General features: G+C 39.9%; 37 protein-coding genes. 35 read left to right on the top strand and 2 right to left on the bottom strand.

Going from position 1 to position 22010, the window contains the following annotated elements:
- Positions 1 to 41: 41 nt before the first annotated feature.
- Together rpmA and rplU are read right to left on the bottom strand one after the other, a co-directional pair.
- Positions 42 to 302, bottom strand: a complete 261-nt coding sequence (rpmA, locus tag ACYSN2_RS06100; RefSeq protein ID WP_461749364.1) for a 50S ribosomal protein L27 — start codon at positions 300 to 302, stop codon at positions 42 to 44.
- A gap of 22 nt (positions 303 to 324) precedes the next feature.
- Positions 325 to 639, bottom strand: coding sequence for a 50S ribosomal protein L21 (rplU, locus tag ACYSN2_RS06095; RefSeq protein WP_461749363.1), 315 nt, complete (start codon positions 637 to 639; stop codon positions 325 to 327).
- Between the two features lie 337 nt (positions 640 to 976).
- Between rplU and ACYSN2_RS06090 the strand changes: the two genes are divergently transcribed.
- The 35 genes from ACYSN2_RS06090 to ACYSN2_RS05920 all read left to right on the top strand — a co-directional run bounded on the left by ACYSN2_RS06090 (position 977) and on the right by ACYSN2_RS05920 (position 21995).
- Positions 977 to 1189 (top strand): hypothetical protein, encoded by a 213-nt coding sequence (locus ACYSN2_RS06090; RefSeq protein WP_461749362.1) that lies wholly within the window; start codon positions 977 to 979, stop codon positions 1187 to 1189.
- On the top strand, positions 1189 to 2139 hold the full coding sequence (locus ACYSN2_RS06085; RefSeq protein ID WP_461749361.1) for a PulJ/GspJ family protein: 951 nt from the start codon (positions 1189 to 1191) through the stop codon (positions 2137 to 2139). Before ACYSN2_RS06090 ends, ACYSN2_RS06085 begins: the two co-directional genes overlap by 1 nt.
- Positions 2136 to 3209: a hypothetical protein gene (locus tag ACYSN2_RS06080; protein ID WP_461749360.1), complete on the top strand. Its 1074-nt coding sequence runs from the start codon at positions 2136 to 2138 to the stop codon at positions 3207 to 3209. The genes ACYSN2_RS06085 and ACYSN2_RS06080 overlap by 4 nt, the downstream gene beginning before the upstream one ends.
- 119 nt (positions 3210 to 3328) lie before the next feature.
- On the top strand, positions 3329 to 4132 hold the full coding sequence (gene fdhD / locus ACYSN2_RS06075) for a formate dehydrogenase accessory sulfurtransferase FdhD (protein WP_461749359.1): 804 nt from the start codon (positions 3329 to 3331) through the stop codon (positions 4130 to 4132).
- A gap of 104 nt (positions 4133 to 4236) precedes the next feature.
- Complete coding sequence (rpsL, locus tag ACYSN2_RS06070) at positions 4237 to 4608, top strand: 30S ribosomal protein S12 (protein ID WP_242147429.1); 372 nt, start codon at positions 4237 to 4239, stop codon at positions 4606 to 4608.
- A 43-nt stretch (positions 4609 to 4651) separates the two neighbouring features.
- A complete protein-coding gene (rpsG, locus tag ACYSN2_RS06065) occupies positions 4652 to 5122 on the top strand; it encodes a 30S ribosomal protein S7 (protein WP_461749358.1) in 471 nt (156 codons plus the stop codon).
- Positions 5123 to 5220: 98 nt separating this feature from the next.
- On the top strand, positions 5221 to 7320 hold the full coding sequence (gene fusA, locus ACYSN2_RS06060) for an elongation factor G (protein ID WP_461749357.1): 2100 nt from the start codon (positions 5221 to 5223) through the stop codon (positions 7318 to 7320).
- Between the two features lie 104 nt (positions 7321 to 7424).
- Complete coding sequence (gene tuf, locus ACYSN2_RS06055) at positions 7425 to 8615, top strand: elongation factor Tu (RefSeq protein WP_461749356.1); 1191 nt, start codon at positions 7425 to 7427, stop codon at positions 8613 to 8615.
- A gap of 51 nt (positions 8616 to 8666) precedes the next feature.
- A complete protein-coding gene (gene rpsJ, locus ACYSN2_RS06050; RefSeq protein WP_094566716.1) occupies positions 8667 to 8978 on the top strand; it encodes a 30S ribosomal protein S10 in 312 nt (103 codons plus the stop codon).
- 73 nt (positions 8979 to 9051) lie between these two features.
- Positions 9052 to 9705 (top strand): 50S ribosomal protein L3, encoded by a 654-nt coding sequence (gene rplC, locus ACYSN2_RS06045; RefSeq protein WP_461749355.1) that lies wholly within the window; start codon positions 9052 to 9054, stop codon positions 9703 to 9705.
- Positions 9705 to 10313 carry a 50S ribosomal protein L4 gene (gene rplD, locus ACYSN2_RS06040; RefSeq protein WP_461749354.1) on the top strand — a complete coding sequence of 203 codons (609 nt, stop codon included), beginning with the start codon at positions 9705 to 9707 and terminating at the stop codon, positions 10311 to 10313. The genes rplC and rplD overlap by 1 nt, the downstream gene beginning before the upstream one ends.
- A complete protein-coding gene (gene rplW, locus ACYSN2_RS06035) occupies positions 10310 to 10618 on the top strand; it encodes a 50S ribosomal protein L23 (protein ID WP_461749353.1) in 309 nt (102 codons plus the stop codon). The genes rplD and rplW overlap by 4 nt, the downstream gene beginning before the upstream one ends.
- Positions 10618 to 11442, top strand: coding sequence for a 50S ribosomal protein L2 (rplB, locus tag ACYSN2_RS06030; protein ID WP_461749352.1), 825 nt, complete (start codon positions 10618 to 10620; stop codon positions 11440 to 11442). The genes rplW and rplB overlap by 1 nt, the downstream gene beginning before the upstream one ends.
- Before the next feature lie 23 nt (positions 11443 to 11465).
- Positions 11466 to 11738 (top strand): 30S ribosomal protein S19, encoded by a 273-nt coding sequence (gene rpsS, locus ACYSN2_RS06025; protein ID WP_026878334.1) that lies wholly within the window; start codon positions 11466 to 11468, stop codon positions 11736 to 11738.
- Positions 11739 to 11752: 14 nt separating this feature from the next.
- Positions 11753 to 12085 carry a 50S ribosomal protein L22 gene (gene rplV, locus ACYSN2_RS06020; RefSeq protein WP_461749351.1) on the top strand — a complete coding sequence of 111 codons (333 nt, stop codon included), beginning with the start codon at positions 11753 to 11755 and terminating at the stop codon, positions 12083 to 12085.
- 15 nt (positions 12086 to 12100) lie between these two features.
- A complete protein-coding gene (gene rpsC, locus ACYSN2_RS06015; protein ID WP_461749350.1) occupies positions 12101 to 12793 on the top strand; it encodes a 30S ribosomal protein S3 in 693 nt (230 codons plus the stop codon).
- A 2-nt stretch (positions 12794 to 12795) separates the two neighbouring features.
- Positions 12796 to 13209 carry a 50S ribosomal protein L16 gene (rplP, locus tag ACYSN2_RS06010; protein ID WP_461749349.1) on the top strand — a complete coding sequence of 138 codons (414 nt, stop codon included), beginning with the start codon at positions 12796 to 12798 and terminating at the stop codon, positions 13207 to 13209.
- Positions 13210 to 13223: 14 nt separating this feature from the next.
- The gene (rpmC, locus tag ACYSN2_RS06005) at positions 13224 to 13433 is read left to right on the top strand and encodes a 50S ribosomal protein L29 (protein ID WP_461749348.1); all 210 of its coding nucleotides are present in this window, start codon (positions 13224 to 13226) and stop codon (positions 13431 to 13433) included.
- Positions 13433 to 13702: a 30S ribosomal protein S17 gene (gene rpsQ, locus ACYSN2_RS06000; protein WP_461749347.1), complete on the top strand. Its 270-nt coding sequence runs from the start codon at positions 13433 to 13435 to the stop codon at positions 13700 to 13702. Before rpmC ends, rpsQ begins: the two co-directional genes overlap by 1 nt.
- A gap of 2 nt (positions 13703 to 13704) precedes the next feature.
- On the top strand, positions 13705 to 14073 hold the full coding sequence (gene rplN, locus ACYSN2_RS05995; protein WP_242147402.1) for a 50S ribosomal protein L14: 369 nt from the start codon (positions 13705 to 13707) through the stop codon (positions 14071 to 14073).
- A gap of 18 nt (positions 14074 to 14091) precedes the next feature.
- On the top strand, positions 14092 to 14427 hold the full coding sequence (gene rplX, locus ACYSN2_RS05990; RefSeq protein ID WP_461749346.1) for a 50S ribosomal protein L24: 336 nt from the start codon (positions 14092 to 14094) through the stop codon (positions 14425 to 14427).
- Positions 14428 to 14532: 105 nt separating this feature from the next.
- A complete protein-coding gene (gene rplE / locus ACYSN2_RS05985; RefSeq protein ID WP_242147398.1) occupies positions 14533 to 15075 on the top strand; it encodes a 50S ribosomal protein L5 in 543 nt (180 codons plus the stop codon).
- 17 nt (positions 15076 to 15092) lie between these two features.
- Positions 15093 to 15398, top strand: a complete 306-nt coding sequence (gene rpsN, locus ACYSN2_RS05980) for a 30S ribosomal protein S14 (protein WP_461749345.1) — start codon at positions 15093 to 15095, stop codon at positions 15396 to 15398.
- Positions 15399 to 15410: 12 nt separating this feature from the next.
- Entirely contained in the window at positions 15411 to 15809 is a 399-nt protein-coding gene (gene rpsH / locus ACYSN2_RS05975) for a 30S ribosomal protein S8 (RefSeq protein ID WP_461749344.1), read from the top strand.
- Between the two features lie 13 nt (positions 15810 to 15822).
- Positions 15823 to 16359 (top strand): 50S ribosomal protein L6, encoded by a 537-nt coding sequence (rplF, locus tag ACYSN2_RS05970; protein ID WP_461749343.1) that lies wholly within the window; start codon positions 15823 to 15825, stop codon positions 16357 to 16359.
- Between the two features lie 9 nt (positions 16360 to 16368).
- On the top strand, positions 16369 to 16722 hold the full coding sequence (gene rplR, locus ACYSN2_RS05965) for a 50S ribosomal protein L18 (RefSeq protein WP_242147390.1): 354 nt from the start codon (positions 16369 to 16371) through the stop codon (positions 16720 to 16722).
- 15 nt (positions 16723 to 16737) lie between these two features.
- A complete protein-coding gene (gene rpsE / locus ACYSN2_RS05960; RefSeq protein WP_461749342.1) occupies positions 16738 to 17256 on the top strand; it encodes a 30S ribosomal protein S5 in 519 nt (172 codons plus the stop codon).
- Between the two features lie 3 nt (positions 17257 to 17259).
- The gene (gene rpmD, locus ACYSN2_RS05955; RefSeq protein WP_461749341.1) at positions 17260 to 17439 is read left to right on the top strand and encodes a 50S ribosomal protein L30; all 180 of its coding nucleotides are present in this window, start codon (positions 17260 to 17262) and stop codon (positions 17437 to 17439) included.
- A 16-nt stretch (positions 17440 to 17455) separates the two neighbouring features.
- Entirely contained in the window at positions 17456 to 17890 is a 435-nt protein-coding gene (gene rplO / locus ACYSN2_RS05950; protein ID WP_461749340.1) for a 50S ribosomal protein L15, read from the top strand.
- Positions 17891 to 17892: 2 nt separating this feature from the next.
- The gene (secY, locus tag ACYSN2_RS05945; protein WP_461749339.1) at positions 17893 to 19317 is read left to right on the top strand and encodes a preprotein translocase subunit SecY; all 1425 of its coding nucleotides are present in this window, start codon (positions 17893 to 17895) and stop codon (positions 19315 to 19317) included.
- Between the two features lie 20 nt (positions 19318 to 19337).
- Positions 19338 to 19451, top strand: coding sequence for a 50S ribosomal protein L36 (gene rpmJ / locus ACYSN2_RS05940; RefSeq protein WP_084331415.1), 114 nt, complete (start codon positions 19338 to 19340; stop codon positions 19449 to 19451).
- A gap of 67 nt (positions 19452 to 19518) precedes the next feature.
- On the top strand, positions 19519 to 19872 hold the full coding sequence (rpsM, locus tag ACYSN2_RS05935; protein ID WP_461749338.1) for a 30S ribosomal protein S13: 354 nt from the start codon (positions 19519 to 19521) through the stop codon (positions 19870 to 19872).
- 20 nt (positions 19873 to 19892) lie between these two features.
- Positions 19893 to 20282, top strand: coding sequence for a 30S ribosomal protein S11 (rpsK, locus tag ACYSN2_RS05930; protein ID WP_242147377.1), 390 nt, complete (start codon positions 19893 to 19895; stop codon positions 20280 to 20282).
- A gap of 27 nt (positions 20283 to 20309) precedes the next feature.
- Positions 20310 to 20930, top strand: coding sequence for a 30S ribosomal protein S4 (gene rpsD, locus ACYSN2_RS05925; RefSeq protein ID WP_461749337.1), 621 nt, complete (start codon positions 20310 to 20312; stop codon positions 20928 to 20930).
- A gap of 60 nt (positions 20931 to 20990) precedes the next feature.
- A complete protein-coding gene (locus ACYSN2_RS05920; RefSeq protein ID WP_461749336.1) occupies positions 20991 to 21995 on the top strand; it encodes a DNA-directed RNA polymerase subunit alpha in 1005 nt (334 codons plus the stop codon).
- The last annotated feature ends 15 nt before the right edge of the window (positions 21996 to 22010 follow it).

Raw genomic sequence — 22010 nt, 5'->3', positions numbered from 1 at the left:
TTTAAAAAAGTGGAGCTTTCATGACTGTTTAGTGCGATATATTAAGCAACTGGATCGATGCTTACATATTTACGCTTGCCTAAACCTTTGGTTTCAAATGATACGTGACCGTCAGTTTTAGCAAATAATGTGTGATCTTTACCAATACCTACGTTTAATCCTGCGTGAAAACGTGTACCACGTTGACGAACAATGATTGAACCGGCTGTTACAAGCTCACCACCAAAACGCTTTACTCCAAGACGTTTACTTTCTGAGTCACGACCGTTACGGCTCGAACCAACACCTTTCTTCTGTGCCATAGTTTAAGTACCTCTAAGTTAATTAAGCGTTGATGCCAGTGATTTTGATTTCTGTAAAATGCTGGCGATGACCTGCGTGATGACGATAGTGCTTACGACGACGGAATTTAATAATGTCGATCTTACGAGTACGACCTTGTTTTTTAACTTCCGCAGTTACTTTCGCACCTGCAACCACTGGGGTACCTACAGTTACATTACCATCTGCACTTACAAGAAGAACATCATTTAATTCGATGTTTGAACCTTCTTCTGCACCTTCGATTTTCTCAATACGGAGGATTTGACCTTCCGCAACGCGATATTGTTTACCGCCCGTTCTAATTACTGCATACATAATTGCTGAATGCTCCGCATAAATTAATAAATTTTAAAATATTCGATCAAACCAGCCATTTGAGAGGGGACTACAAAACGGTCGGGTTTAAGAGGGGTAATCTTAATGCCTATCTAAAAAATAGTCAAGATATTTCCGAGAGGAAATCTGTTAAAAACCCCACAAACGATTATATCCTAAGCGCTATGTTTTAAGAAGGACTTCTTTGTAATTGGGAGATGTTTCCATTCTAGGTGATTTCTATACTAGTTTTATGAAGGTGGTTTTGAGTGTTTTAAGGGTTTTAGGATGGAGAGCGGAAAGCGGGATCTGTTGGTGGTATTAGGATGTTATGTATATGGCTGAAAAAAATGAAAATGGAGGTGCTTTGCTTGAAGTCATGCTAGCGCTAGTGCTTTTGTTGCTATTGATCATGATGATCAACAGATCAGTGGCGGATTATCACTTGATGATTCTTGAGGTTGAGAGGAGGAGTGAGGAGAGGGTATCTCGCTTGAATCTGTATGAACGAGATAAATCTGCTTATGAATTAATGAGTGGGAGTAATTGATGCAAATGATGAGAAGTGGATCGATAGAGTCAGGGCAGGGATTGATGGGAGTGTTGGTTGCTTTGGCGATACTTTCTCTATTGATGATAGGGATTACTTCTATTATGGCGCGATTGGTGGAGAGTAGTGAAGAAGTAAAAGGCAAGATTGAAATATTAGAAGTAATGCATGAAGCAGAAGATTTTTTCCGAAAGGAATTTCAGAAATTACAATTTGTACCTTATTGCACAGAATTACTACCCTTTTATTCGGAAATGTTGATTGGTGAGGGCGTTAGTCCTCTATATAGAGATTATTTACAGCAATCTATTCAAGTATCGAAATCTAGGATTGAGGATCGAGAAGCGGTTTTGGATATGAGCAATCTGCGAGGATCGGGTGTTGGGAGATATGCGCCAACGCCTAGAAAGAATGTGACAGGAGTTGTGTTAGGTTCAGATATCGTTCAGGTAGTTGGGTTGTTGCCGACAGATTTGAACTTGAAGGGTCGATTTGTTGAGGAAACTACTACTTCTAATTTAATAGGTGTTCGGAATTTGGTTTTCTATATTACGGATTGTCATTCGAGTATGGTGCTACGCTCGCAAAGGGGTAGTTCAGGATTTGAGTTGACAGCTAAAGATTATAAGAATCTATTGGGCAGTTTCAATTTAGAGCATTTACATATTTATATTGTCCAAGAATATTTTTTCTATGTGCAACTGCAAGCAGGTAAGGCGAGTTTGGTGGTGGATGCTTTGGATGGGCAGGTGTTTTTGAGGATGCCAGATATTATCGATTTGAAGGTAGATTTACAAAGTAATGGGGTGTTGTCGCTACACTTGTTAGGTGCAAGAACATCTACAAAATCAAAAGAAACTAATCTAGTGGAGAGGGAAGGCTATTATCGAAATGTTGAAAATACGGATGCGGTTATTTATCGGCATCTGTTGATAAGGCTTGAGTCATGAAACGAGGGGAGGAGAATGGTAGTACTTTACTTGGATTATTGGTGGTGTTTTTCTTGGGGGTAGCTATCTTGCTGTCGATGAAGATCGCTATTAGTCGCTATATATTGCAAGAGGGAATGCAACGATCTGTTTGGGGAGAGTATGTGCAATATAATAATGCTCTGAGGCAGCCGATTAGAGATCCTGGTACGGAGATTAGTTGGGATGTTATAGGAGTGGAAGATAACTGTCGTGTGTTTAGTGTGGGGGAATGGCGAGATTTAGTAGGCGATGAGATACGGGGTCGCAAATTATCAGAAGCTTGTCTAAGAGGGAGTTCTCGCCAATTGTTGGGGTTTCAGGTGGTTGATGATTTGTCTGATTCTAAAAAAAGTATTTACGCATTATATGTTTTAGAGAAGTTATCTCCGGCATTGAGTTTGAGGGTCAGTGATTGGGAAGTAGGGCGGGGATCTGAAGGCATTGAAGTAGATGTTTTTTACGAAGGAGATCAATACTTATATTTTATCGGGGATATGGAGTTTGATTGGCGTGAAGGGGAAGGGGGGTTAATTGTTTTGCAAAACGCCTCTCCAGATGGCTTTCTATTTTTCAAGAGAGATGAATTATGGTTGTTGCCTATTGATCAGGAGGTTCCTGTTTTCTTAAATAATATGGGTTTTCTGGCACAAACATTATTAGCCGACTATTGGGGTGAAAGAGGGTTGTATCTTCTGCGTGAAGATGATGAGCTTGGAGTGAAAGAGGTCGTGGTGGATTTTTATCCTAAATTATCAGATGGGGTTGGTTTTGGTCGCGCAGAGAGGTTGATGAGGCTGGCGGTTGAATTTGATTTATATGAGGTTTTAGTGGTGGATCCTTACAAGGCAATTATAAGGCTGGAAGTGAATGGTAATAGTCGGTTACTCGCTACGAAATGGGATGGCTCAGTTGTTTGGGGTAAAGATTATTTATGGGAGTCTAAGAAGCATTTAGATTGCCCGTTGCAGAGTGAGGTTTTTGAGCCTGTTGATGGTTGGAGATTGGGATGTCAGAGGGCTACTGAGGCTCATAAAATAACTCTATATTAAATTAGTAGTGAGCATTAGGCTGTTTGTTTTGTCTGTGGATCTGTTGGTGCGATAAGACTTTAAGTGTATAGTTTCTTGTAATTAAAGTGTTTAAGTATGAGTGTGTCTAGGGAGCTTGAATGGATCATTACGAAAAAGATATGGATGGGTATGAATTTTGCAAAAAAGTAAATCTATTGCGTTATCAAAATCAATCTTGGGAGTTTATTCAGGATGATGTTTTGCTAGAAATGCCGGTGGCATTAATCTACAACGGATATCCTCATGTGGTGATTATGTGTACGCCGATGAATCTTGTAGACTTTGTGTATGGATTTTCTTTTACGGAAGGAATAGTCAGAAATTGTGATGATATTATCTCTATAAAACTCGATTGGAAATCCAATGGTGTTGAGGTGTTTGTTGAAGTTCCCGAATATTGTGTGCAATTAATTAAGAGTAGGCAGAGGCAGATGAGTGCTCGGGCAGGGTGTGGTATTTGTGGTCTTGATTCATTAGCGAGTGTTATCCGGGTTCAAGAGAAAATAGATTCTGAGTTTGTGATTAATGAAAAAGCAATTGAGCTAGCATTAGAGTTTGCTGAAGATCATCAGCTAATGAATCGTAGTACGGGTGGGGCGCATGCAACATTTTTTGTGAATTTGAATGGGGAGATATTGTTTTCTAAAGAAGATGTCGGTAGGCATGTGGCGCTTGATAAATTAATTGGAATGATGCTACGAAAAAATATAGATCCATCAAAAGGATTTATATTAACAACTTCTAGGGCTTCTTTTGAGATGGTGCAAAAAGTAGTTTCCAGTAGAGTCGGGCTTTTGGTGGCGATGTCTGCCCCAACCGTTATGGCGATAGATTTGGCAAGAGAGATGAATTTGAAGCTTGTTGCATTTGCGAGGCGAGGTAAAATTAACCTGTATCAATAGTTGACAGGAAACGCTATTAATTATAATATTTCGTATCCCCTAGAATCACTAGGGGTATATTGTTATTTTTTGTAACTCATGTTTTAAGCAAGGATTTAGATTTAATGGTAACAGTTAATCAGTTGATCCGCCGTCCGCGCGGAACGAAAGCTGATAAATCTGACGTTCCTGCACTTGAGGGTTCTCCTCAACGTCGTGGAGTGTGCACAAGGGTTTATACAGCAACACCTAAGAAGCCTAACTCTGCTATGCGTAAAGTATGTCGTGTTCGTTTAACTAACGGATATGAAGTATCTAGCTACATCGGTGGTGAAGGTCATAACTTACAAGAGCATAGTGTTGTATTGGTTCGTGGTGGTAGAGTGAAAGACCTTCCAGGGGTTCGTTATCACGTTGTACGTGGTGCGTTGGACTCACAAGGTGTTGATAAACGCCGTAAAGGTCGTTCAAAATATGGTGCTAAGAAGCCTAAATAGGTTTTTTGGTTCGATTGGATTTAGTATTTGTTGAGAGTATCTCATGTCTAGAAGAAGAGAAGTCCCAAAACGCGAGATTTTGCCAGATGCAATTTATGGCGATGTAATGCTTGCGAAGTTTATTAATATGGTAATGATTTCTGGTAAGAAATCGATTGCTGAGCGTATCATGTATGGTGCGTTAGACATCGTTAAAGAAAAAGGTCACGAAAATCCTGTAGAAGCTTTAGAGCAGGCTTTAGATAATGTTCGACCAAAAGTTGAAGTTAAATCGAGACGTGTTGGTGGTGCTACGTATCAAGTTCCAGTAGAAGTGCGTGCAACACGACGTGATGCACTTGCTATGCGTTGGATCGTTGATGCGGCAAGAAAACGTTCTGAGAAATCAATGACGCGCCGTATGGGTGCTGAGATCTTAGATGCGCTTGAAAACCGTGGTGCAGCTGTAAGAAAAAGAGAAGATATGCACCGTATGGCAGAAGCGAACAAAGCGTTCTCACATTTCCGTTGGTAGGAAGTTTATAGAATTTGTTCATGCAATTGCGGTGCTCATATTATTTGAGACACCGCATTTGTTGTTTAAAGAAATCAAGATTTTAAAAAGGATTTATTATGGCTCGAACTATGCCTATTGAACGATACCGTAATATTGGTATCAGTGCTCACATCGATGCGGGTAAAACAACGACTTCAGAGCGTATTTTATTCTATACTGGTAAAAGTCATCGTATTGGGGAAACTCATGATGGTACTGCAACAATGGACTGGATGGCGCAGGAGCAGGAGCGTGGTATTACTATCACATCTGCAGCGACAACTTGTTCTTGGTCAGGAATGAAGCAACAGTTTCCTGAGCATAGAATTAACCTTATCGACACACCAGGACACGTAGACTTTACAATTGAAGTAGAGCGTTCTATGCGTGTTCTCGATGGTGCGGTAATGGTTTACTGTTCAGTTGGTGGTGTTCAGCCACAATCTGAAACTGTATGGCGTCAAGCAAACAAATATGCAGTTCCAAGAATTGCGTTTGTAAATAAAATGGACCGTACTGGCGCGGATTTCTTCCGTGTTGTAGAGCAAATGAAAGAGCGCTTACGCGCAAATGCTGTGCCGATTCAAATTCCAATTGGTGCGGAAGATAAGTTTGAAGGTGTGATTGACTTAGTAACAATGAAGGCAATCTACTGGAATGAAGAAGATATGGGAATGACGTTCGAAGAGCGTGAAATCCCTGCAGATCTTTTAGATGATGCTGAAAATTATCGTTCACAAATGGTTGAGGCTGCGGCTGAATCAAGTGAAGAGTTAATGGATAAGTATCTTGAAGAAGGTGAATTGACGATTGAAGAGGTTCGTGCAGGAATTCGTGCTCGTACATTGGCTTCTGAGATGGTTCCAGTTTGCTGTGGTACTGCGTTCAAAAATAAAGGTGTTCAAGCACTTTTAGATGACGTTATTTACTACCTTCCATCTCCTGTTGAAGTTAAGCCAATTGCTGGTGTGCTTCCTGATGGGGAGGCGGGTGTTCGTCTTTCTTCAGATGATGAGCCTTTCTCGGCGCTTGCGTTTAAATTGGCAAATGACCCATTTGTGGGTAACTTAACATTTGTTCGTTTGTATTCAGGTGTGATTAAGTCAGGTGATCATGTTTATAATCCTGTTAAAGGTAAGCGTGAGCGTGTAGGTCGTTTACTTGCAATGCATTCAAATTCTCGTGAAGAAATTGATGAGGCGCGTGCAGGTGATATTATTGCAATGGTTGGTCTTAAAGATGTAACAACGGGTGATACTCTTTGTGATCAAAAAGATCAAATTACTCTTGAGCGTATGGAGTTCCCAGAGCCAGTAATTTTTGTTGCAATTGAACCAAAAACAAAAGCTGACCAAGAAAAAATGGGTATGGCGCTTTCACGTCTTGCACAGGAAGATCCATCTTTCCGTGTACGTACAGATGAAGAGTCTGGTCAAACAATTATCGGTGGTATGGGTGAGCTTCACTTAGATATCATTGTGGATCGTTTGAAGCGTGAGTTTAAAGTTGAGTGTGGCGTTGGTGCTCCTCAGGTTGCTTACCGTGAAACAATCACTAAGCCAGTTGAAGTTGAAGGTAAATTCGTTCGTCAGTCTGGTGGTCGTGGTCAGTTTGGTCATGTATGGCTTCGTATTGAGCCGCAAGAGATTGGTAAGGGTTATGAGTTTATTGATCAAATCGTTGGTGGTGTTGTTCCAAGAGAATATATTCCAGCGGTTGACCGTGGTGTTCAAGAGCAGATGGCGAATGGTGTAATCGCAGGTTACCCAATCGAAGATGTTAAAGTAACACTTTATGATGGTTCATACCATGATGTTGACTCGAGTGAGATGGCGTTTAAAATCGCAGGATCTATGGGTTTCAAATCAGGTGTTCAGAAAGCAGGTCCAGTATTGCTTGAGCCAGTAATGAAAGTAGAAGTTGAAACTCCTGAAGATTATATGGGTGATGTTATGGGTGACCTTAACCGTCGTCGTGGAAATCTTCAGGGTATTGATGATGCGTTTGGATCGAAAGTTATCCGAGCTGAAGTTCCGTTATCGGAAATGTTTGGTTATGCAACAGCATTACGCTCATCAACACAAGGCCGTGCAACATATTCAATGGAGTTCTTGAAATATAGCCAAGCTCCAAATAACGTTGCTGAGTCAATTATTAACGCAAACAAAGCAGATTAAATAAAAAACGTTTGATTTGGAATAAAATGTTTGCAATCTAATAGACAAGCTCTATAATGTAGAGCTTGTTTTTAGCTCTTTAAAAAATTGGGGTATTAAGAAATATGTCAAAGGAAACTTTTAGCCGTAGCAAACCGCACGTAAACGTCGGTACAATTGGGCACGTTGACCATGGTAAAACAACTTTAACAGCTGCTTTAACTAAAGTAGGTAACGAGGCTGTTGGTGGGAACGTTCGTGCATACGATCAAATTGATAACGCACCAGAAGAAAGAGAACGTGGTATTACTATCTCTACTTCACACGTTGAGTATGAATCTCCAAACCGTCACTACGCACACGTAGACTGCCCAGGGCATGCTGACTATGTGAAAAACATGATCACAGGTGCTGCACAAATGGACGGCGCTATTCTTGTTTGTTCGGCAGCTGATGGTCCTATGCCACAAACACGTGAGCATATCCTTTTATCACGCCAAGTTGGTGTTCCATATATTGTTGTTTTCTTAAATAAAGCAGATATGGTTGATGATGAAGAATTGATTGAATTAGTAGAAATGGAAGTTCGTGAGCTTTTAGATGCTTATGAGTTCCCTGGTGATGATACCCCAGTTATTGTTGGTTCAGCGCTTAAAGCAATTGAAGGCGATGAGTCAGATATTGGTGTTCCAGCTATTAAAAAACTTCTTGATGCATTAGATTCATGGATTCCACAGCCAGAGCGTGAAATCGATAAAGCTTTCTTAATGCCTATCGAAGATGTGTTCTCAATCTCAGGTCGTGGTACGGTTGTAACTGGTCGTATCGAGTCTGGTATTGTTAAGACTGGTGAAGAGCTTGAAATCGTAGGGATTCGTCCAACAACTAAAACAACTTGTACTGGTGTTGAGATGTTCCGTAAACTTCTTGATCGCGGTGAAGCAGGAGATAACGTAGGTGTTCTTCTTCGTGGAACTAAGCGTGAAGATGTAGAGCGTGGTCAAGTATTAGCAAAACCAGGTTCAATTAAGCCACATACAAAATTCGAAGCAGAAGTTTACGTTCTTTCTAAAGAAGAAGGTGGACGTCATACTCCATTCTTTAAAGGTTATCGTCCACAATTCTATTTCCGTACTACAGACGTAACAGGTGCTTGTGAGCTTCCTGAGGGCGTGGAAATGGTTATGCCTGGTGATAACGTGAAAATGGTTGTTGAGTTAATCAACCCAATCGCAATGGACGAAGGTTTACGTTTTGCAATTCGTGAAGGTGGTCGTACTGTTGGTGCGGGCGTTGTAGCTAAAGTTATTGCATAATTAATTTTTTTCCTAGGCCCTTTGGGTCTAGGATTTTTAAATGAGAGTAGTATGGATAATCAGAGAATTAGAATTCGCTTAAAAGCTTTTGACTATCGTTTAATTGATCAGTCAGCGAAAGAAATTGTTGAAACAGCAAAACGCACTGGTGCACAGGTAAAAGGTCCAATTCCTTTACCAATTAAGCGTGAAGTTTTTACAGTATTAACATCTCCGCATGTTAATAAAGATGCTAGAGATCAGTATGAATTAAGAACTCATAAGCGTCTTATGGATATCGTTAACCCAACAGACAAAACAGTCGACGCTTTAATGAAGTTAGACTTGGCTGCTGGTGTTGATGTGCAAATTCGTTTAGACTAATCAACGGATTTGTTCGCGATGAAGGTCGCCAGCCTTCCTCTCGTTTTTATTATTATTTATTGAGGTTATTAAAATGGCAGTAGGATTAATCGGAAAAAAACTCGGGATGAGTAGAGTTTTTGGTGAAGATGGTCGCTCATTAGCAGTGACTGTTGTGCAAATCGAAAACAATGAAATTGCCCAAATCAAAACAGAAAGTATTGATGGTTACAGTGCTATTCAAGTAGCTCATGGTCCACAGTATTCAAGTAAAAAGAAAAAAGCCTTAGATGGTCATTTTGCGAAAGCAGGGATCACTTCTGCACGTTCACTTTGGGAGTTCCGTGTTAGCGCAGCTCAAGAAGCTGAATTTGAAGTTGCACAAAAAATTACTGTAGAGCTATTTGAAGCAGGTCAAAAAGTTGATGTTTCAGGTATTACACAAGGTAAAGGATTTGCAGGTACGATCAAGCGTCATAACTTTGCTGGTCAAAGAAATACGCACGGTAACTCATTATCGCATCGTGTTCCAGGTTCTATCGGGCAATGTCAAGATCCAGGTCGTGTTTTTAAAGGCAAGAAAATGTCAGGACACATGGGAGCGGTTCGTAGAACAGCGCAAAATCTTGAAATTGTTGGGGTAGATACGGATCGTAGCTTACTTCTCATTAAAGGTGCTGTCCCAGGATCTAAGGGGTCGAGTGTTGTTGTGTCTCCTGCAATCAAAGTGAAAAGAGGTAAGGCGTAATGGAAATTCAAGTAATTGGCGGATCTCCACTAGAATTAGAAGACGCATTGTTTGCTCGTGACTTTAACGAAGCATTAGTGCATCAAGTTGTAACTGCATATCAAGCAGGTGGTAGAGCTGGTACTCGTGCGCAAAAAACGCGTGCAGAAGTTGCTGGAAGTACTGCGAAACCTTGGAGACAAAAAGGTACAGGTCGCGCTCGTGTAGGTAGTAAGCGTAACCCAATCTGGAGAGGTGGTGGTGTAACATTTGCTGCGAAACCACAAAACTGGAGCCAGAAAGTAAATAAAAAAATGTATAAAGCGGCAATGCTTAATATTCTTTCTGAGTTAATCAGAAGTGAAAGATTGGTGCTTGTTGAAGAATTCACAATGACTGAGCCAAAAACTAAAGAGTTTATTGCGAAGTTAGCGGGTTTAAACGTTCAAAACGAAAGTGTTTTATTAGTAACTGAAGCGGTTGATTTTCCGTTGTATTTAAGTGCTAGAAACGTACCGCATGTTCTTCTATTGGATGTTGAAGCAATTGATCCAGTAAGCCTTGTAGGTTTTGATAAAGTTATCATGACTAAACAAGCGCTTGAGTCAGTTAAGGAGTTATTAGCATGATTCTAGATGTTAAAGAAAGATTAATGAAAGTGATCATTGCTCCTCATGCGTCTGAAAAAACAGCGCGCCAAGAAGAGTTAAATAGAGAAGTAACTTTCCGTGTATTAAAAGATGCGAACAAAAAAGAGATTGCAGATGCAGTTGAATTAATGTTTGGCCGCAAAGTAGAGAAAGTTACAGTGCTTAACCAAAATGGTAAGCGCAGATCATTTGGGCGTCACATAGGTGTTAAGCAAGATTGGAAAAAAGCTTACGTAACACTTGCTGATGGGGAAGATGAAATTGATTTTTTAGGTGATATGTAATGAGTATAAAAAAAGCAAAGCCAACTTCACCAGGTCGTCGCTCACTAATTCAAATTGTTACCCCAGGACTTCATAAGGGTAAACCTTATGCTCCATTAGTAGAAGGGCAGCATAGAACAGGTGGACGTAACAATGATGGACGTATTACATCTCGTCATCGTGGTGGTGGTCATAAACAACATTATCGTTTGATTGATTTTAAACGTAATAAAGAGAATATTCCTGCGAAAGTTGAGCGTATCGAGTACGATCCAAATCGTACAGCTCATATTGCACTTCTCTGCTATGTTGATGGTGAGCGTCGCTACATCATTGCGCCACAGAAAGTTGAAGTTGGTGATGTGTTATTTGCAGGTTCTAATGCGCCTATCAAAGCAGGTAACTCACTTCCACTTCGTAATATTCCAATTGGTACAACAGTTCATTGCGTTGAGATGAAGCCAGGTAAAGGTGCGCAAATCGCACGTTCTGCTGGTACTTCAGTTCAACTTATTGCGAAAGAAGGTGAGTACTCAACTTTAAGATTGCGTTCAGGAGAGATTCGTAAGGTTCTTTCTGACTGTAAAGCAACTATTGGTGTTGTGAGTAATGGTGAGCATAGTCTTAGAGTGTTAGGTAAAGCTGGTGCGAAACGTTGGGCAGGTGTTAGACCTCAAACTCGTGGAGCAGCGATGAACCCGGTAGACCATCCACACGGTGGTGGTGAAGGACGTACGAAGGGTGGTAGACATCCAGTTACTCCTTGGGGTCAGCCTACTAAGGGATACAGAACACGTACGAATAAGCGCACAACACAATATATTGTTCGTCGTCGTACTAAATAATAATATCGAATAAAGGGTAAAATATGCCACGTTCTATAAAGAAAGGTCCATTTATCGATCATCATCTACAAAAGAAAGTAGATGAAGCAGTTGCGTCAAATAACCGCCGTCCTATTAAGACATGGTCACGCCGCTCAATGATCCTTCCAGAAATGATTGGACTTACAATTGCCGTACATAACGGGAAAATTCATGTGCCGATTTTAATCACTGAGAATATGATTGGTCATAAGTTAGGTGAGTTTGCACTCACTCGTACTTATCGCGGTCATGCTGCAGATAAAAAAGCACGTTAATAAGGGGATAAAACATGGAAAGTAGAGCAGTACATCGCCATGCGCGAATTTCTCCTCAGAAAGCGCGCTTAGTAGCAGATCAGGTACGTGGGTTGCCTGTAGATCGTGCGGTTACTTTATTACAATTTAGTGATAAAAAAGCAGCGGATCTTATTCTTAAAGTATTGGAATCTTCAATGCAGAATGCTGAGAATAATTTTGGTGCAGATATCGACAGCCTCTTTGTTAAGACAATTATGGTTGACGAAGGTCCTCTTCTCAAAAGAATGCGTCCACGTGCTAAAGGCCGTGGTGACCGTATCCTTAAGAAGACCAGTCATATCACTGTAATCGTAGCTGAAGCTTAATAGGAGTAAGTCAAAATGGGTCAAAAAGTAAATCCAACTGGTATACGCTTAGGGATCTCAAAAGACTGGAATTCGCGTTGGTACGCGGATTCTAAGACTTTCCCTGAGTTCGTAGAGTCTGACTTTAGAGTTAGAGAATATTTAAGAAAGAAATTAGCAGGAGCTGCTGTTTCTAAAATTCATATCAGTCGTCCATCAAAATCTGCTCAAGTTGTTATTCATACAGCTAGACCAGGTGTTGTTATTGGTAAGAAGGGCGAAGATATTGAAGTTTTACGTAAAGAGCTTTCTGAAATCATGGGTTGCCCTGTTCATGTATCTATCCAGGAAGTTAGAAAGCCTGAGCTTGATGCATATTTAGTGGCTGAAGGAATTGCACAGCAGTTAGAGCGCCGTGTAATGTTTAGAAGAGCAATGCGTCGTGCAGTTACTAATACTATGCGTCTTGGTGCTGAAGGTATCCGTGTAAACGTTTCTGGACGTTTAAATGGAGCGGAAATCGCTCGTGCTGAGTGGTATCGTGAAGGTCGAGTGCCATTACATACATTCCGTGCAGATATTGATTACGGTACAGCAGAAGCATTAACAACTTATGGTATTTTAGGTATTAAAGTTTGGATCTACAAAGGTGAGGTTTTTGATTACCTCGCAGTTGAAGAAGAGCAAGCGGCACCTAAAAAGCGAAACAGAAGAAGGAAAGGTGAGTAATCATGTTGCAACCAAAACGTACTAAATTTAGAAAAATGCGTAAAGGTCGTAACCGAGGCGTTGCGGCAGCAGGTAATAAAGTTGATTTTGGCGAATTTGGCTTAAAATCTACTGAAAATGGTCGCATTAATGCTCGTGAGATCGAAGCAGCTCGTCGTGCGATTACTCGTTATATTCGTCGTGGTGGTAAAGTTTATATTCGTGTATTCCCGGATGTTCCAATTACTGGTAAACCATTAGAAGTTCGAATGGGTAGTGGTAAAGGTAACGTTGAGTATTGGGTAGCGAAAGTTCAACCAGGTCGTGTGCTTTTTGAAATTGAAGGTGTCACTGAATCTGTTGCTCGTGAAGCATTTAGACTTGCTTCTGCAAAACTATCTGTTAAAACAGCGTTTGCTGAACGTACAGTTCTTTAATAGTTGAGGTATTCATGACTAAAGTAACGAAAGCAGCTCAATTAAGAGATAAGTCTGTTAATGAGTTAAGAGAAGAAAAACTTCAGTTGCAACGTGGTTTATTTAACCTTCGTATGCAAAAAGCAACTGGTCAACTAGCAAAATCTCACCAGTTCAACGAATCTCGTAAACAAATCGCGAGAATTAATGCGGTGATTGGTGAAAAAGAAGAGGGTGGTAAATAATGACTGCTGCTATTGAACAACAACATGCTCGTACTGTAATTGGTACAGTGGTTTCAAATAAAAGTGATAAAACCATTACTGTGTATGTAGAAAGATTGGTAAAACATCCTAAGTATCAAAAATACATTAAGCGTTCTACTAAATTCTATGCTCATGATGAAGCAAATACATGCAACATCGGTGATATCGTTGAGATAAAACAAGTACGTCCTATTTCTAAGAAAAAAACTTGGGATTTAGTTCGTGTAGTTGAAGAGTCGAGAGGTTAATAATGATTCAGACGCAAACAGTTTTAGATGTAGCTGACAACTCTGGTGCACGTAAAGTTATGTGTATCAAGGTTCTTGGTGGATCACATCGTCGATATGCAACCGTTGGGGATGTTATTAAGGTTTCTGTTAAAGAAGCTATTCCTCGTGGCCGTGCAAAAAAAGGTGATGTGTATAATGCGGTTGTCGTAAGAACTCGTAAAGGTGTTCGTCGTCAAGATGGTTCACTCATCAAATTTGATGGCAACGCTGCTGTTCTTCTTAATAATAACTTGGATCCAATCGGAACTCGTATTTTTGGACCAGTAACTCGTGAGTTACGTGGTGACAAGTTTATGAGAATTATTTCGCTTGCTCCTGAAGTTATCTAATAAAGAGGGTTATTGAATATGACAAAAATCCGTAAAGGTGATGAAGTTGTAGTAATCGCAGGAAGTAGTAAAGGCCATCGCGGTACTGTTCTTGAAGTAAAAGACGGACGTGTAAAAGTAGCTGGAGCTAATAAAGTAATTAAGCACGTTAAACCAAATCCACAATTAGGTGTTGAAGGTGGTAAGGTTGAGCAAGAGTCGTTTATCGATCTTTCAAACGTGATGATTTATAATCCTGAGACGAAAAAACAAGATAAAATCAAGATCGAAGCAACTGAAGAAAAACGTGAAAACGGAAAAACTAAAGTTATTCGTGAAAGAGTTTTCAAATCAACAAATAAAAAAGTTGGCTAGTTAAAATACTTTTGGTATTATAGCCAACTCGTTTTATAAATAATTACAGTGCCAAACAGGATGTATCGCATTAAAAGACATATCCGTTTGGCATTAAGGAATATCATGAAAGCAAGATTAAAGCAGTATTATGATGAAGTCGTAGTACCAAAACTCATTGAAGAGTTTGGTTACGCTAATCCAATGGAAGTTCCGAAAATCACTAAGATCTCATTAAATATGGGTGTTGGTGAAGCGGTGCTTGATAAAAAAGTTATGGATAATGCAGTGGCAGAAATGACTGCAGTTTCCGGTCAGAAAGCGCAAGTAACGCTTTCAAGAAAATCAGTTGCTGGTTTTAAAATCCGTGATGGTTGGCCTGTAGGTTGTCGTGTGACTCTGCGTCGTACAACTATGTATGAGTTTTTAGACCGTTTAGTGAATATCTCTTTACCCCGCGTAAGAGACTTCCGTGGCGTGAGCGCTCGCTCATTCGATGGTCGTGGAAACTATAACTTCGGTATAAAAGAGCAAATCGTTTTCCCTGAAATCGAATATGAAAAAGTTGATGCGGTTCGCGGTATGGATATTAGTATTGCAACTACAGCGAAAACTGACGCAGAAGCAAAAGCTCTTTTAAGTGCTTTTAACTTCCCTTTTCGTAATTAATTATAGAGCAGGAAATTATGGCTAAAGTATCAATGGTTAATCGCGAGAAAAAGCGTACTGAGTTAGTAGCTAAGTATGCTGAGAAGCGCGAGCAATTAAAAAAAATTATCGTTAGTGTAGAAACATCAGCTGAAGAGAAAGAAGCTGCTGTTGTTGCACTTCAAAAGTTACCAAGAGATTCTTCTCCTTCTAGACGTCGTAGACGTTGTAGTATTACGGGCAGACCACATGGTGTATACCGTAAATTTGGTCTTGGACGAAACAAGTTGAGAGAAATCACTATGCGTGGTGATATTCCAGGCTTAAGAAAATCTAGCTGGTAGGAGAATTAATAAATGAGTATGCATGACCCAATTTCAGATATGTTGACACGCATTCGTAATGCGCAAACTTCTGAAAAAGTAAGTGTTGAGATTCCATTCTCAAGCTTAAAAAAATCTATCGCGGACGTTCTTCTTGAAGAAGGTTATATTTCAGGAATTGAAATCGTAGGCGATAAAGCTTCAAATAAAATGTTAGTTTTAGCATTAAAATACTATCAAGGCAAAGCTGTTATTGAGCGTATTGAAAGAGTAAGTAAGCCTAGCTTACGTGTATATCGCGATAAAAATAGTCTTCCACAAGTGTTGGGTGGCTTAGGTGTTGCGATTGTTTCTACTTCACAAGGCATGATGACTGACCATAAAGCGAGAACATTATCGCTTGGTGGTGAAGTGATCTGCGTTGTAGCTTAATAAGGAGGCTAGAATGTCACGTGTAGCTAAACAACTCATCGTTGTTCCAGCAGGAGTTGAAATTACTGTTTCTGGTAATAATGTAAAAGCAAAAGGACCTAAAGGTGAGCATTGTCTTCAATTGCATTCATCTGTAGGTGTAAAACAAGAAGGTAACGAGTTACAAATCGTTCCTGACTTGGAGCAAAGCAAAGGTAGTTATGCTATCGCTGGTACAATGCGTTCACTTTTAAGTAACTTAGTGATCGGTGTATCTGAAGGTTTTGAGAGAAAATTAATCTTAAACGGTGTTGGATATCGTGCAGCAGCACAAGGTTCAAATTTGAATCTTACACTTGGTTTTTCTCATCCAATCGTTCATGCAATGCCTGAAGGTATTACTTGTGAAACTCCTACACAAACAGAAGTTGTGATTAAAGGTGTTGATAAGCAAGTAGTAGGTCAGGTTGCGGCTAAGATCAGAGCGTATAGACCACCTGAGCCATATAAAGGCAAAGGCGTTCGCTATTCTGACGAAGTTGTTTCATTGAAAGAAGTTAAGAAAAAATAGGTGAGAACGATGAAAAAAAGAGATGCAAGATACAGAAGAAGCCTAAAAGCTCGTATCAAAATGAGAGAGTTAAAGGTTGATCGTTTAACTGTACATAGAACTCCAAGACACATCTATGCTCAAGTGATTAGTGGATGTGGAAGTAAAGTTTTAGCTGCTAGCTCAACGCTTGTAGCTGATGTTAAATCTCAGATCAAAGGTACTGGTAACGTTGATGCTGCTATTGCTGTAGGTAAAGATATCGCAGCTAAAGCTAAAGCAGCTGGTGTTACAAATGTTGCTTTCGATCGTTCAGGATTTAAGTATCATGGCCGCGTTAAAGCTCTAGCAGATGCAGCTAGAGAAGCTGGATTAGAGTTTTAATAAGGAAGGAAATAAATGACTACAAAAGTTGAAAATCAAGGTGTAGCTGCTGCTACAGATGGTTACCAAGAGAAGCTTGTTACAGTTAATAGAGTATCTAAAACTGTAAAAGGTGGTAGACAATTTGCATTTGCTGCATTAACAGTTGTTGGTGATGGTAATGGTAAAATTGGTTACGGCTATGCAAAAGCTAAAGAAGTTCCAGCTGCTATTAAAAAGTCTATTGAGCAAGCAAAACGTAATATTAAGAATGTTTCACTTAATGGTGGTACACTTCAATATTCGGTAACAGGTGTTCATAACGCAGCGCGTGTTTACATGCAACCAGCTTCTGAAGGTACAGGAGTAATTGCAGGTGGAGCAATGCGTGCAGTATTTGAAGTTGCTGGTGTAACTGATGTTTTAGCGAAATGCCAAAACTCACGTAATCCAGTAAACGTTGTGCAAGCAACTATTAAGGGATTAGCATCGATGCAAACTCCTGAAGAGATTGCTGCTAAACGTGGGAAATCTGTTGAAGAGATTAGAGGATAAGTTATGACACAGAAAACTGTTAAAGTAACTCTTATCAAGAGCACAAATAGCCGTTTGCAATCACATCGTGATTGTGTGAAAGGCTTAGGTTTACGCCGCCTTCACCATACAGTTGAGGTGCAAGCGACCCCTGAAAATATGGGGATGATTAATAAAGTAGCTTACTTGCTTCGTGTCGAGTAGTTGGATAGGTATACAAATGAAATTAAATACATTAAAACCTGCGATTGGTAGTAAAACTGACAAAAGACGTGTTGGTCGTGGTTGTGGATCAGGCTTTGGTAAAACAGCTGGTCGCGGTCATAAAGGTCAGCATTCTAGATCAGGTGGTTACCATAAGGTAGGATTTGAGGGTGGACAACAACCATTACAGAGAAGACTTCCAAAAGTTGGATTTAATTCTCAAATTGGTCTTGTGACGGTTGAGATTCCATTATCAGCGCTCAATAAAGTTGCTGGAAATGAGATCACGTTTGCTTCATTGGTTGATAGCAATATTATTCCTGCAAAATACACGCGTGCGAAAGTAATGCTTTCAGGTGAGATTAATAAAGCGGTTACCTTAAAAGGTATTCATGTTACTAAAGGGGCTAAGGCGGCTATTGAAGCTGCTGGCGGTTCTGTCGAAGAGTAAATATGCAAAAAAATCAAATAGGGTCTAGTAACCTCGGACGTTTCTCGGGACTTTTGTCAAGACTATGGTTTTTAGTCTTGGCATTAGTTGTGTATAGGATTGGGGTATATATTACTCTTCCTGGAATTGATGCTGTAACATTATCTACTGTTATGGAGCAACAAGGACAGCAGGGTGGTATATCTGCAATGATAAACCTCTTCTCGGGTGGGGCATTTGAGAAGATGTCTGTATTTATGTTGGGTGTAATGCCTTATATTACGGCGTCAATTGTTATTCAGATGTTATCTGTTGTGTATGCACCGCTAGAGCAATTGAAGAAAGAAGGGGATGCGGGTCGTAGAAAAATGACTCAATATACTCGTTACTTAACGATTGTTTTTGGGGTTGTACAGGGAATCGTATATTCTATTGCAATTATGAATGGTGGATTTGTGAATGCGGAGTTGGTGGTTATACCTCCAGTACTCTTCGTGACTCTATCAACATTAACACTCGTTACAGGTACGATGTTTTTGGTGTGGTTAGGGGAACAAATTACAGAAAGAGGTATCGGTAACGGTATTTCAATGATCATTTTTGCAAGTATTTTGATGGGTGTACCTTCTTCGGTTGCTTTCCTATTTGAAACTGCTACCACCCAAGGTGGCGCAATGTGGTTGTTAATTGTTGTTTTATTCTTGTTAGTATTAGCGACAATCTTCGCGATTGTATTTATTGAGCGTGGTCAGCGCCGAATTACAATTCAATACGCAAGAAGACAGCAAGGCAGAATGATGTCAGTTGGTAATCAGACTAATCATTTGCCATTAAAACTCAATATGTCGGGAGTTATACCGGCAATCTTCGGTTCGGCATTCCTATCGTTTGTTTTTACCATTAGTACCGGTTTAAGCAAAATTAATGTGCCAGAATTGACTGACGCGGATACAGGGCTTTGGGGGAGCTTTAGCTATTATGTATCCTTGACACTTAATAAGCTCGGATTTTACGGAGTTAAATACTTCTCTATAGGGCAACCTGCATACATGATTTTATTTGCAGTGTTGATCATCTTCTTCTGTTTCTTCTACACTGCTTTGCAGTTTAACTCTAAAGAAACAGCAGAAAATCTTAAGAGAAATGGTGGCTTCATACCAGGGATTCGTCCAGGAATTCATACCTCGCAATATTTAGATAGAGTATTAACGCGTATCACGCTTTGGGGATCGCTATACATTACTATTATCTGTTTATTGCCTGAATTCTTTAATGGTATTAGTCCAGTACAAATGTACTTCGGTGGTACTTCAATCTTAATCGCAGTAGTTGTTGTGATGGATTTAGTGACACAAATTCAAGCCTTGTTAATGTCTCAGCAGTATGAGTCTTTAATGAAGAAAGCAAATATTAGTTCAGCATTGAATGGTACCCCACCAAACTTTTAGTAAAATTATCGGAGTTATAAATGAAAGTAAGAGCGTCGGTTAAAAAAATATGCCGCAAATGTAAGATTGTAAAACGTAGTGGAGTTGTTCGTGTGATTTGTGAAGATGGTAGACACAAACAACGTCAAGGCTAATAATATTGAGTAAATTTAAATTATCATGTAGAATAATCTGCTGATATGATTTTAGGATAGGTTTTATATGGCACGTATAGCAGGTATCAATATACCAGTACAAAAGCATGTGATCATTTCACTGCAATCTATTTATGGTGTTGGTCCAACTCGCGCAGCAGCAATCTGTGTTGCAGCAAATGTTGATCCAACGACAAAAGTAAAAGACTTAACAGATGAGCAAGTTGATGCACTTCGTGCGCAAGTAGGCGAGTATGTTGTTGAAGGGGACTTACGTCGTGAAGTTTCTTTAAATATCAAGCGTTTGATGGATCTTGGTTGTAACCGTGGTATCCGTCATCGTCGTAGCTTACCTTTAAGAGGACAACGCACAAAAACTAATGCGCGTACTCGTAAAGGTCCAAGAAGACTTGTTAAATAATTTGTTAGGGAAATTTTAAAATGGCAAAACCTTCAGTTAAAACGCGTAAGCGCGTTAGAAGAAGTGTTGTTGACGGTATTGCGCACGTTCAAGCGTCGTTCAACAATACAATCGTGACTATCTCTGATCGTCAAGGAAATGTTTTATCTTGGGCAACAGCGGGTGGTTCAGGCTTCCGTGGTTCAAGAAAATCTACTCCATTTGCAGCACAGGTTGCAGCTGAAAGAGCTGGTACTGTAGCGCAAGAATACGGTCTTAAAAATTTAGACGTGAATGTAAGTGGTCCTGGTCCAGGCCGTGATTCAGCAGTTCGTGCACTTAGTGCGATTGGCTACAAAATCACTAGTATCTCTGATGTGACACCTATTCCACACAATGGTTGTCGCCCGCCTAAAAAGCGCAGAGTGTAATTAAATTTTTAAGGAGTATAGATAGTCATGGCACGTTATATTGGCCCAAAATGTAAATTAGCAAGACGTGAAGGTGTAGATCTTCATTTGAAATCTAGCGCACGTTCTTTCGAATCTAAATGTAAGCATGACAAAGCACCTGGTCAGCACGGTTCTAAACCGGGCAGAACATCAGACTATGGTCTTCAGTTACGCGAAAAACAAAAATTAAAAAGAATCTATGGTTTGTTAGAGAAACAATTCCATCGTTACTATAAAGAAGCTGACCGTCGTAAAGGTTCAACAGGTGAAAACCTTCTTGAAATCTTAGAATGCCGTTTAGATAACGTAGTTTATCGTATGGGATTTGCTACAACTCGTGCTGAAGCGCGTCAAGTAGTAAGTCATAATTCTATTTTAGTAAATGGACAGAAGGCAAATATTCCTTCATTCCAACTAAAAGCAGGGGATGTTGTATCAGTTAGAGAACGCTCTAAGAAACAAGCTCGTATTGCTCATGCTTTAGATTTAGCTGAAGCTAACGGCCTTGTTGACTGGGTATCAGTTGATAAAACAAAAATGGAAGGCGAATTCAAACGAGTTCCTGAACGTTCAGATTTACCAGCAGATATTAACGAGTCATTAGTTGTAGAGTTGTACTCAAAATAATAAGCATATTGGTTTTATTTCGTTCCTTCTTATTATTTTAGATCAATCGGGTAAGTACATATGGCTTTAAATGAGTTGTTAACTCCACGTATCGTGGAGATCAAAACCGACGAAAACCACTTCTCTGAAATCGCGTTGGAGCCTCTTGAGAGGGGCTTCGCGCATACATTAGGGAATGCACTTCGTCGTATTCTGCTATCTTCAATGCCAGGCGCAGCGATTACAGAATGTGAAATTGAAGGTGTTTCTAAAGAATATTCCGCAATTCCAGGAATGCATGAGGACGTAATCGACCTTTTGCAAAACTTGAAAGGTATTGCCATTATTCTTCATGATGCACCAGAAGCCTACATCACTTTAGAGAAAAAAGGTAAAGGTGTAATTACAGCAGGAGATCTTGAAATTCCTCATAATGTGGAAATTGTGAATCCTGAGCATGTAATCGCGAACCTTACTTCAAGCGGATCTTTAAAAATGCGTTTGAAAGTAGAAAGTGGTCGAGGCTATAGCACAGCAGCTAATCGTGAAAACGAAGCTGGGGATAGCGCTTCAATTGCTCTTGGTTTATTTAAGTTAGACACGACGTTCAGTCCTGTTAATCGCGTAAGCTACCGTGTTGAAACAGCACGTGTTGAGCAACGTACAGACTTAGATAAATTGGTAATTGCGTTAGAAACTAATGGGACATTAGACCCAGAACAAGCAATTCGTAACGCGGCGACTATTCTTCATGAGCAATTAAGTGTTTTTGTTGATCTTAAGCCAATGCCAGAAGAAGAGCCTGTTGAGGAAGAACCAGAGTTCGAAATAGATCCTACGCTATTGAGACCTGTTGATGATTTAGAGTTAACTGTTCGATCTGCAAACTGTCTGAAAGCAGAGAGTGTGTATTATATCGGTGATCTGATTCAGAAAACAGAAACAGAGCTACTTAAAACACCTAATCTTGGTAAAAAATCATTAACAGAGATTAAAGATGTGTTGGCGCAATATGGATTATCATTAGGGATGACGCTAGATAACTGGCCACCACCTAACTTAGATACATCTAAGCCACCAGCATAATTTAATTAATTGAAT

The organism is Ignatzschineria sp. LJL83, from assembly GCF_054871845.1.
The sequence above is the reverse complement of the archived record's forward strand: the minus strand, read 5'-3'. Positions and strand labels throughout refer to the sequence as shown.

What these genes read in the sequence shown, in the direction of transcription:
- rpmA (WP_461749364.1), bottom strand. Translation starts at nt 302, where the DNA reads ATGGCACAGAAGAAAGGTGTTGGTTCGAGCCGTAACGGTCGTGACTCA.
- rplU (WP_461749363.1), bottom strand. Translation starts at nt 639, where the DNA reads ATGTATGCAGTAATTAGAACGGGCGGTAAACAATATCGCGTTGCGGAA.
- ACYSN2_RS06090 (WP_461749362.1), top strand. Translation starts at nt 977, where the DNA reads ATGGCTGAAAAAAATGAAAATGGAGGTGCTTTGCTTGAAGTCATGCTA.
- ACYSN2_RS06085 (WP_461749361.1), top strand. Translation starts at nt 1,189, where the DNA reads ATGCAAATGATGAGAAGTGGATCGATAGAGTCAGGGCAGGGATTGATG.
- ACYSN2_RS06080 (WP_461749360.1), top strand. Translation starts at nt 2,136, where the DNA reads ATGAAACGAGGGGAGGAGAATGGTAGTACTTTACTTGGATTATTGGTG.
- fdhD (WP_461749359.1), top strand. Translation starts at nt 3,329, where the DNA reads ATGGATCATTACGAAAAAGATATGGATGGGTATGAATTTTGCAAAAAA.
- rpsL (WP_242147429.1), top strand. Translation starts at nt 4,237, where the DNA reads ATGGTAACAGTTAATCAGTTGATCCGCCGTCCGCGCGGAACGAAAGCT.
- rpsG (WP_461749358.1), top strand. Translation starts at nt 4,652, where the DNA reads ATGTCTAGAAGAAGAGAAGTCCCAAAACGCGAGATTTTGCCAGATGCA.
- fusA (WP_461749357.1), top strand. Translation starts at nt 5,221, where the DNA reads ATGGCTCGAACTATGCCTATTGAACGATACCGTAATATTGGTATCAGT.
- tuf (WP_461749356.1), top strand. Translation starts at nt 7,425, where the DNA reads ATGTCAAAGGAAACTTTTAGCCGTAGCAAACCGCACGTAAACGTCGGT.
- rpsJ (WP_094566716.1), top strand. Translation starts at nt 8,667, where the DNA reads ATGGATAATCAGAGAATTAGAATTCGCTTAAAAGCTTTTGACTATCGT.
- rplC (WP_461749355.1), top strand. Translation starts at nt 9,052, where the DNA reads ATGGCAGTAGGATTAATCGGAAAAAAACTCGGGATGAGTAGAGTTTTT.
- rplD (WP_461749354.1), top strand. Translation starts at nt 9,705, where the DNA reads ATGGAAATTCAAGTAATTGGCGGATCTCCACTAGAATTAGAAGACGCA.
- rplW (WP_461749353.1), top strand. Translation starts at nt 10,310, where the DNA reads ATGATTCTAGATGTTAAAGAAAGATTAATGAAAGTGATCATTGCTCCT.
- rplB (WP_461749352.1), top strand. Translation starts at nt 10,618, where the DNA reads ATGAGTATAAAAAAAGCAAAGCCAACTTCACCAGGTCGTCGCTCACTA.
- rpsS (WP_026878334.1), top strand. Translation starts at nt 11,466, where the DNA reads ATGCCACGTTCTATAAAGAAAGGTCCATTTATCGATCATCATCTACAA.
- rplV (WP_461749351.1), top strand. Translation starts at nt 11,753, where the DNA reads ATGGAAAGTAGAGCAGTACATCGCCATGCGCGAATTTCTCCTCAGAAA.
- rpsC (WP_461749350.1), top strand. Translation starts at nt 12,101, where the DNA reads ATGGGTCAAAAAGTAAATCCAACTGGTATACGCTTAGGGATCTCAAAA.
- rplP (WP_461749349.1), top strand. Translation starts at nt 12,796, where the DNA reads ATGTTGCAACCAAAACGTACTAAATTTAGAAAAATGCGTAAAGGTCGT.
- rpmC (WP_461749348.1), top strand. Translation starts at nt 13,224, where the DNA reads ATGACTAAAGTAACGAAAGCAGCTCAATTAAGAGATAAGTCTGTTAAT.
- rpsQ (WP_461749347.1), top strand. Translation starts at nt 13,433, where the DNA reads ATGACTGCTGCTATTGAACAACAACATGCTCGTACTGTAATTGGTACA.
- rplN (WP_242147402.1), top strand. Translation starts at nt 13,705, where the DNA reads ATGATTCAGACGCAAACAGTTTTAGATGTAGCTGACAACTCTGGTGCA.
- rplX (WP_461749346.1), top strand. Translation starts at nt 14,092, where the DNA reads ATGACAAAAATCCGTAAAGGTGATGAAGTTGTAGTAATCGCAGGAAGT.
- rplE (WP_242147398.1), top strand. Translation starts at nt 14,533, where the DNA reads ATGAAAGCAAGATTAAAGCAGTATTATGATGAAGTCGTAGTACCAAAA.
- rpsN (WP_461749345.1), top strand. Translation starts at nt 15,093, where the DNA reads ATGGCTAAAGTATCAATGGTTAATCGCGAGAAAAAGCGTACTGAGTTA.
- rpsH (WP_461749344.1), top strand. Translation starts at nt 15,411, where the DNA reads ATGAGTATGCATGACCCAATTTCAGATATGTTGACACGCATTCGTAAT.
- rplF (WP_461749343.1), top strand. Translation starts at nt 15,823, where the DNA reads ATGTCACGTGTAGCTAAACAACTCATCGTTGTTCCAGCAGGAGTTGAA.
- rplR (WP_242147390.1), top strand. Translation starts at nt 16,369, where the DNA reads ATGAAAAAAAGAGATGCAAGATACAGAAGAAGCCTAAAAGCTCGTATC.
- rpsE (WP_461749342.1), top strand. Translation starts at nt 16,738, where the DNA reads ATGACTACAAAAGTTGAAAATCAAGGTGTAGCTGCTGCTACAGATGGT.
- rpmD (WP_461749341.1), top strand. Translation starts at nt 17,260, where the DNA reads ATGACACAGAAAACTGTTAAAGTAACTCTTATCAAGAGCACAAATAGC.
- rplO (WP_461749340.1), top strand. Translation starts at nt 17,456, where the DNA reads ATGAAATTAAATACATTAAAACCTGCGATTGGTAGTAAAACTGACAAA.
- secY (WP_461749339.1), top strand. Translation starts at nt 17,893, where the DNA reads ATGCAAAAAAATCAAATAGGGTCTAGTAACCTCGGACGTTTCTCGGGA.
- rpmJ (WP_084331415.1), top strand. Translation starts at nt 19,338, where the DNA reads ATGAAAGTAAGAGCGTCGGTTAAAAAAATATGCCGCAAATGTAAGATT.
- rpsM (WP_461749338.1), top strand. Translation starts at nt 19,519, where the DNA reads ATGGCACGTATAGCAGGTATCAATATACCAGTACAAAAGCATGTGATC.
- rpsK (WP_242147377.1), top strand. Translation starts at nt 19,893, where the DNA reads ATGGCAAAACCTTCAGTTAAAACGCGTAAGCGCGTTAGAAGAAGTGTT.
- rpsD (WP_461749337.1), top strand. Translation starts at nt 20,310, where the DNA reads ATGGCACGTTATATTGGCCCAAAATGTAAATTAGCAAGACGTGAAGGT.
- ACYSN2_RS05920 (WP_461749336.1), top strand. Translation starts at nt 20,991, where the DNA reads ATGGCTTTAAATGAGTTGTTAACTCCACGTATCGTGGAGATCAAAACC.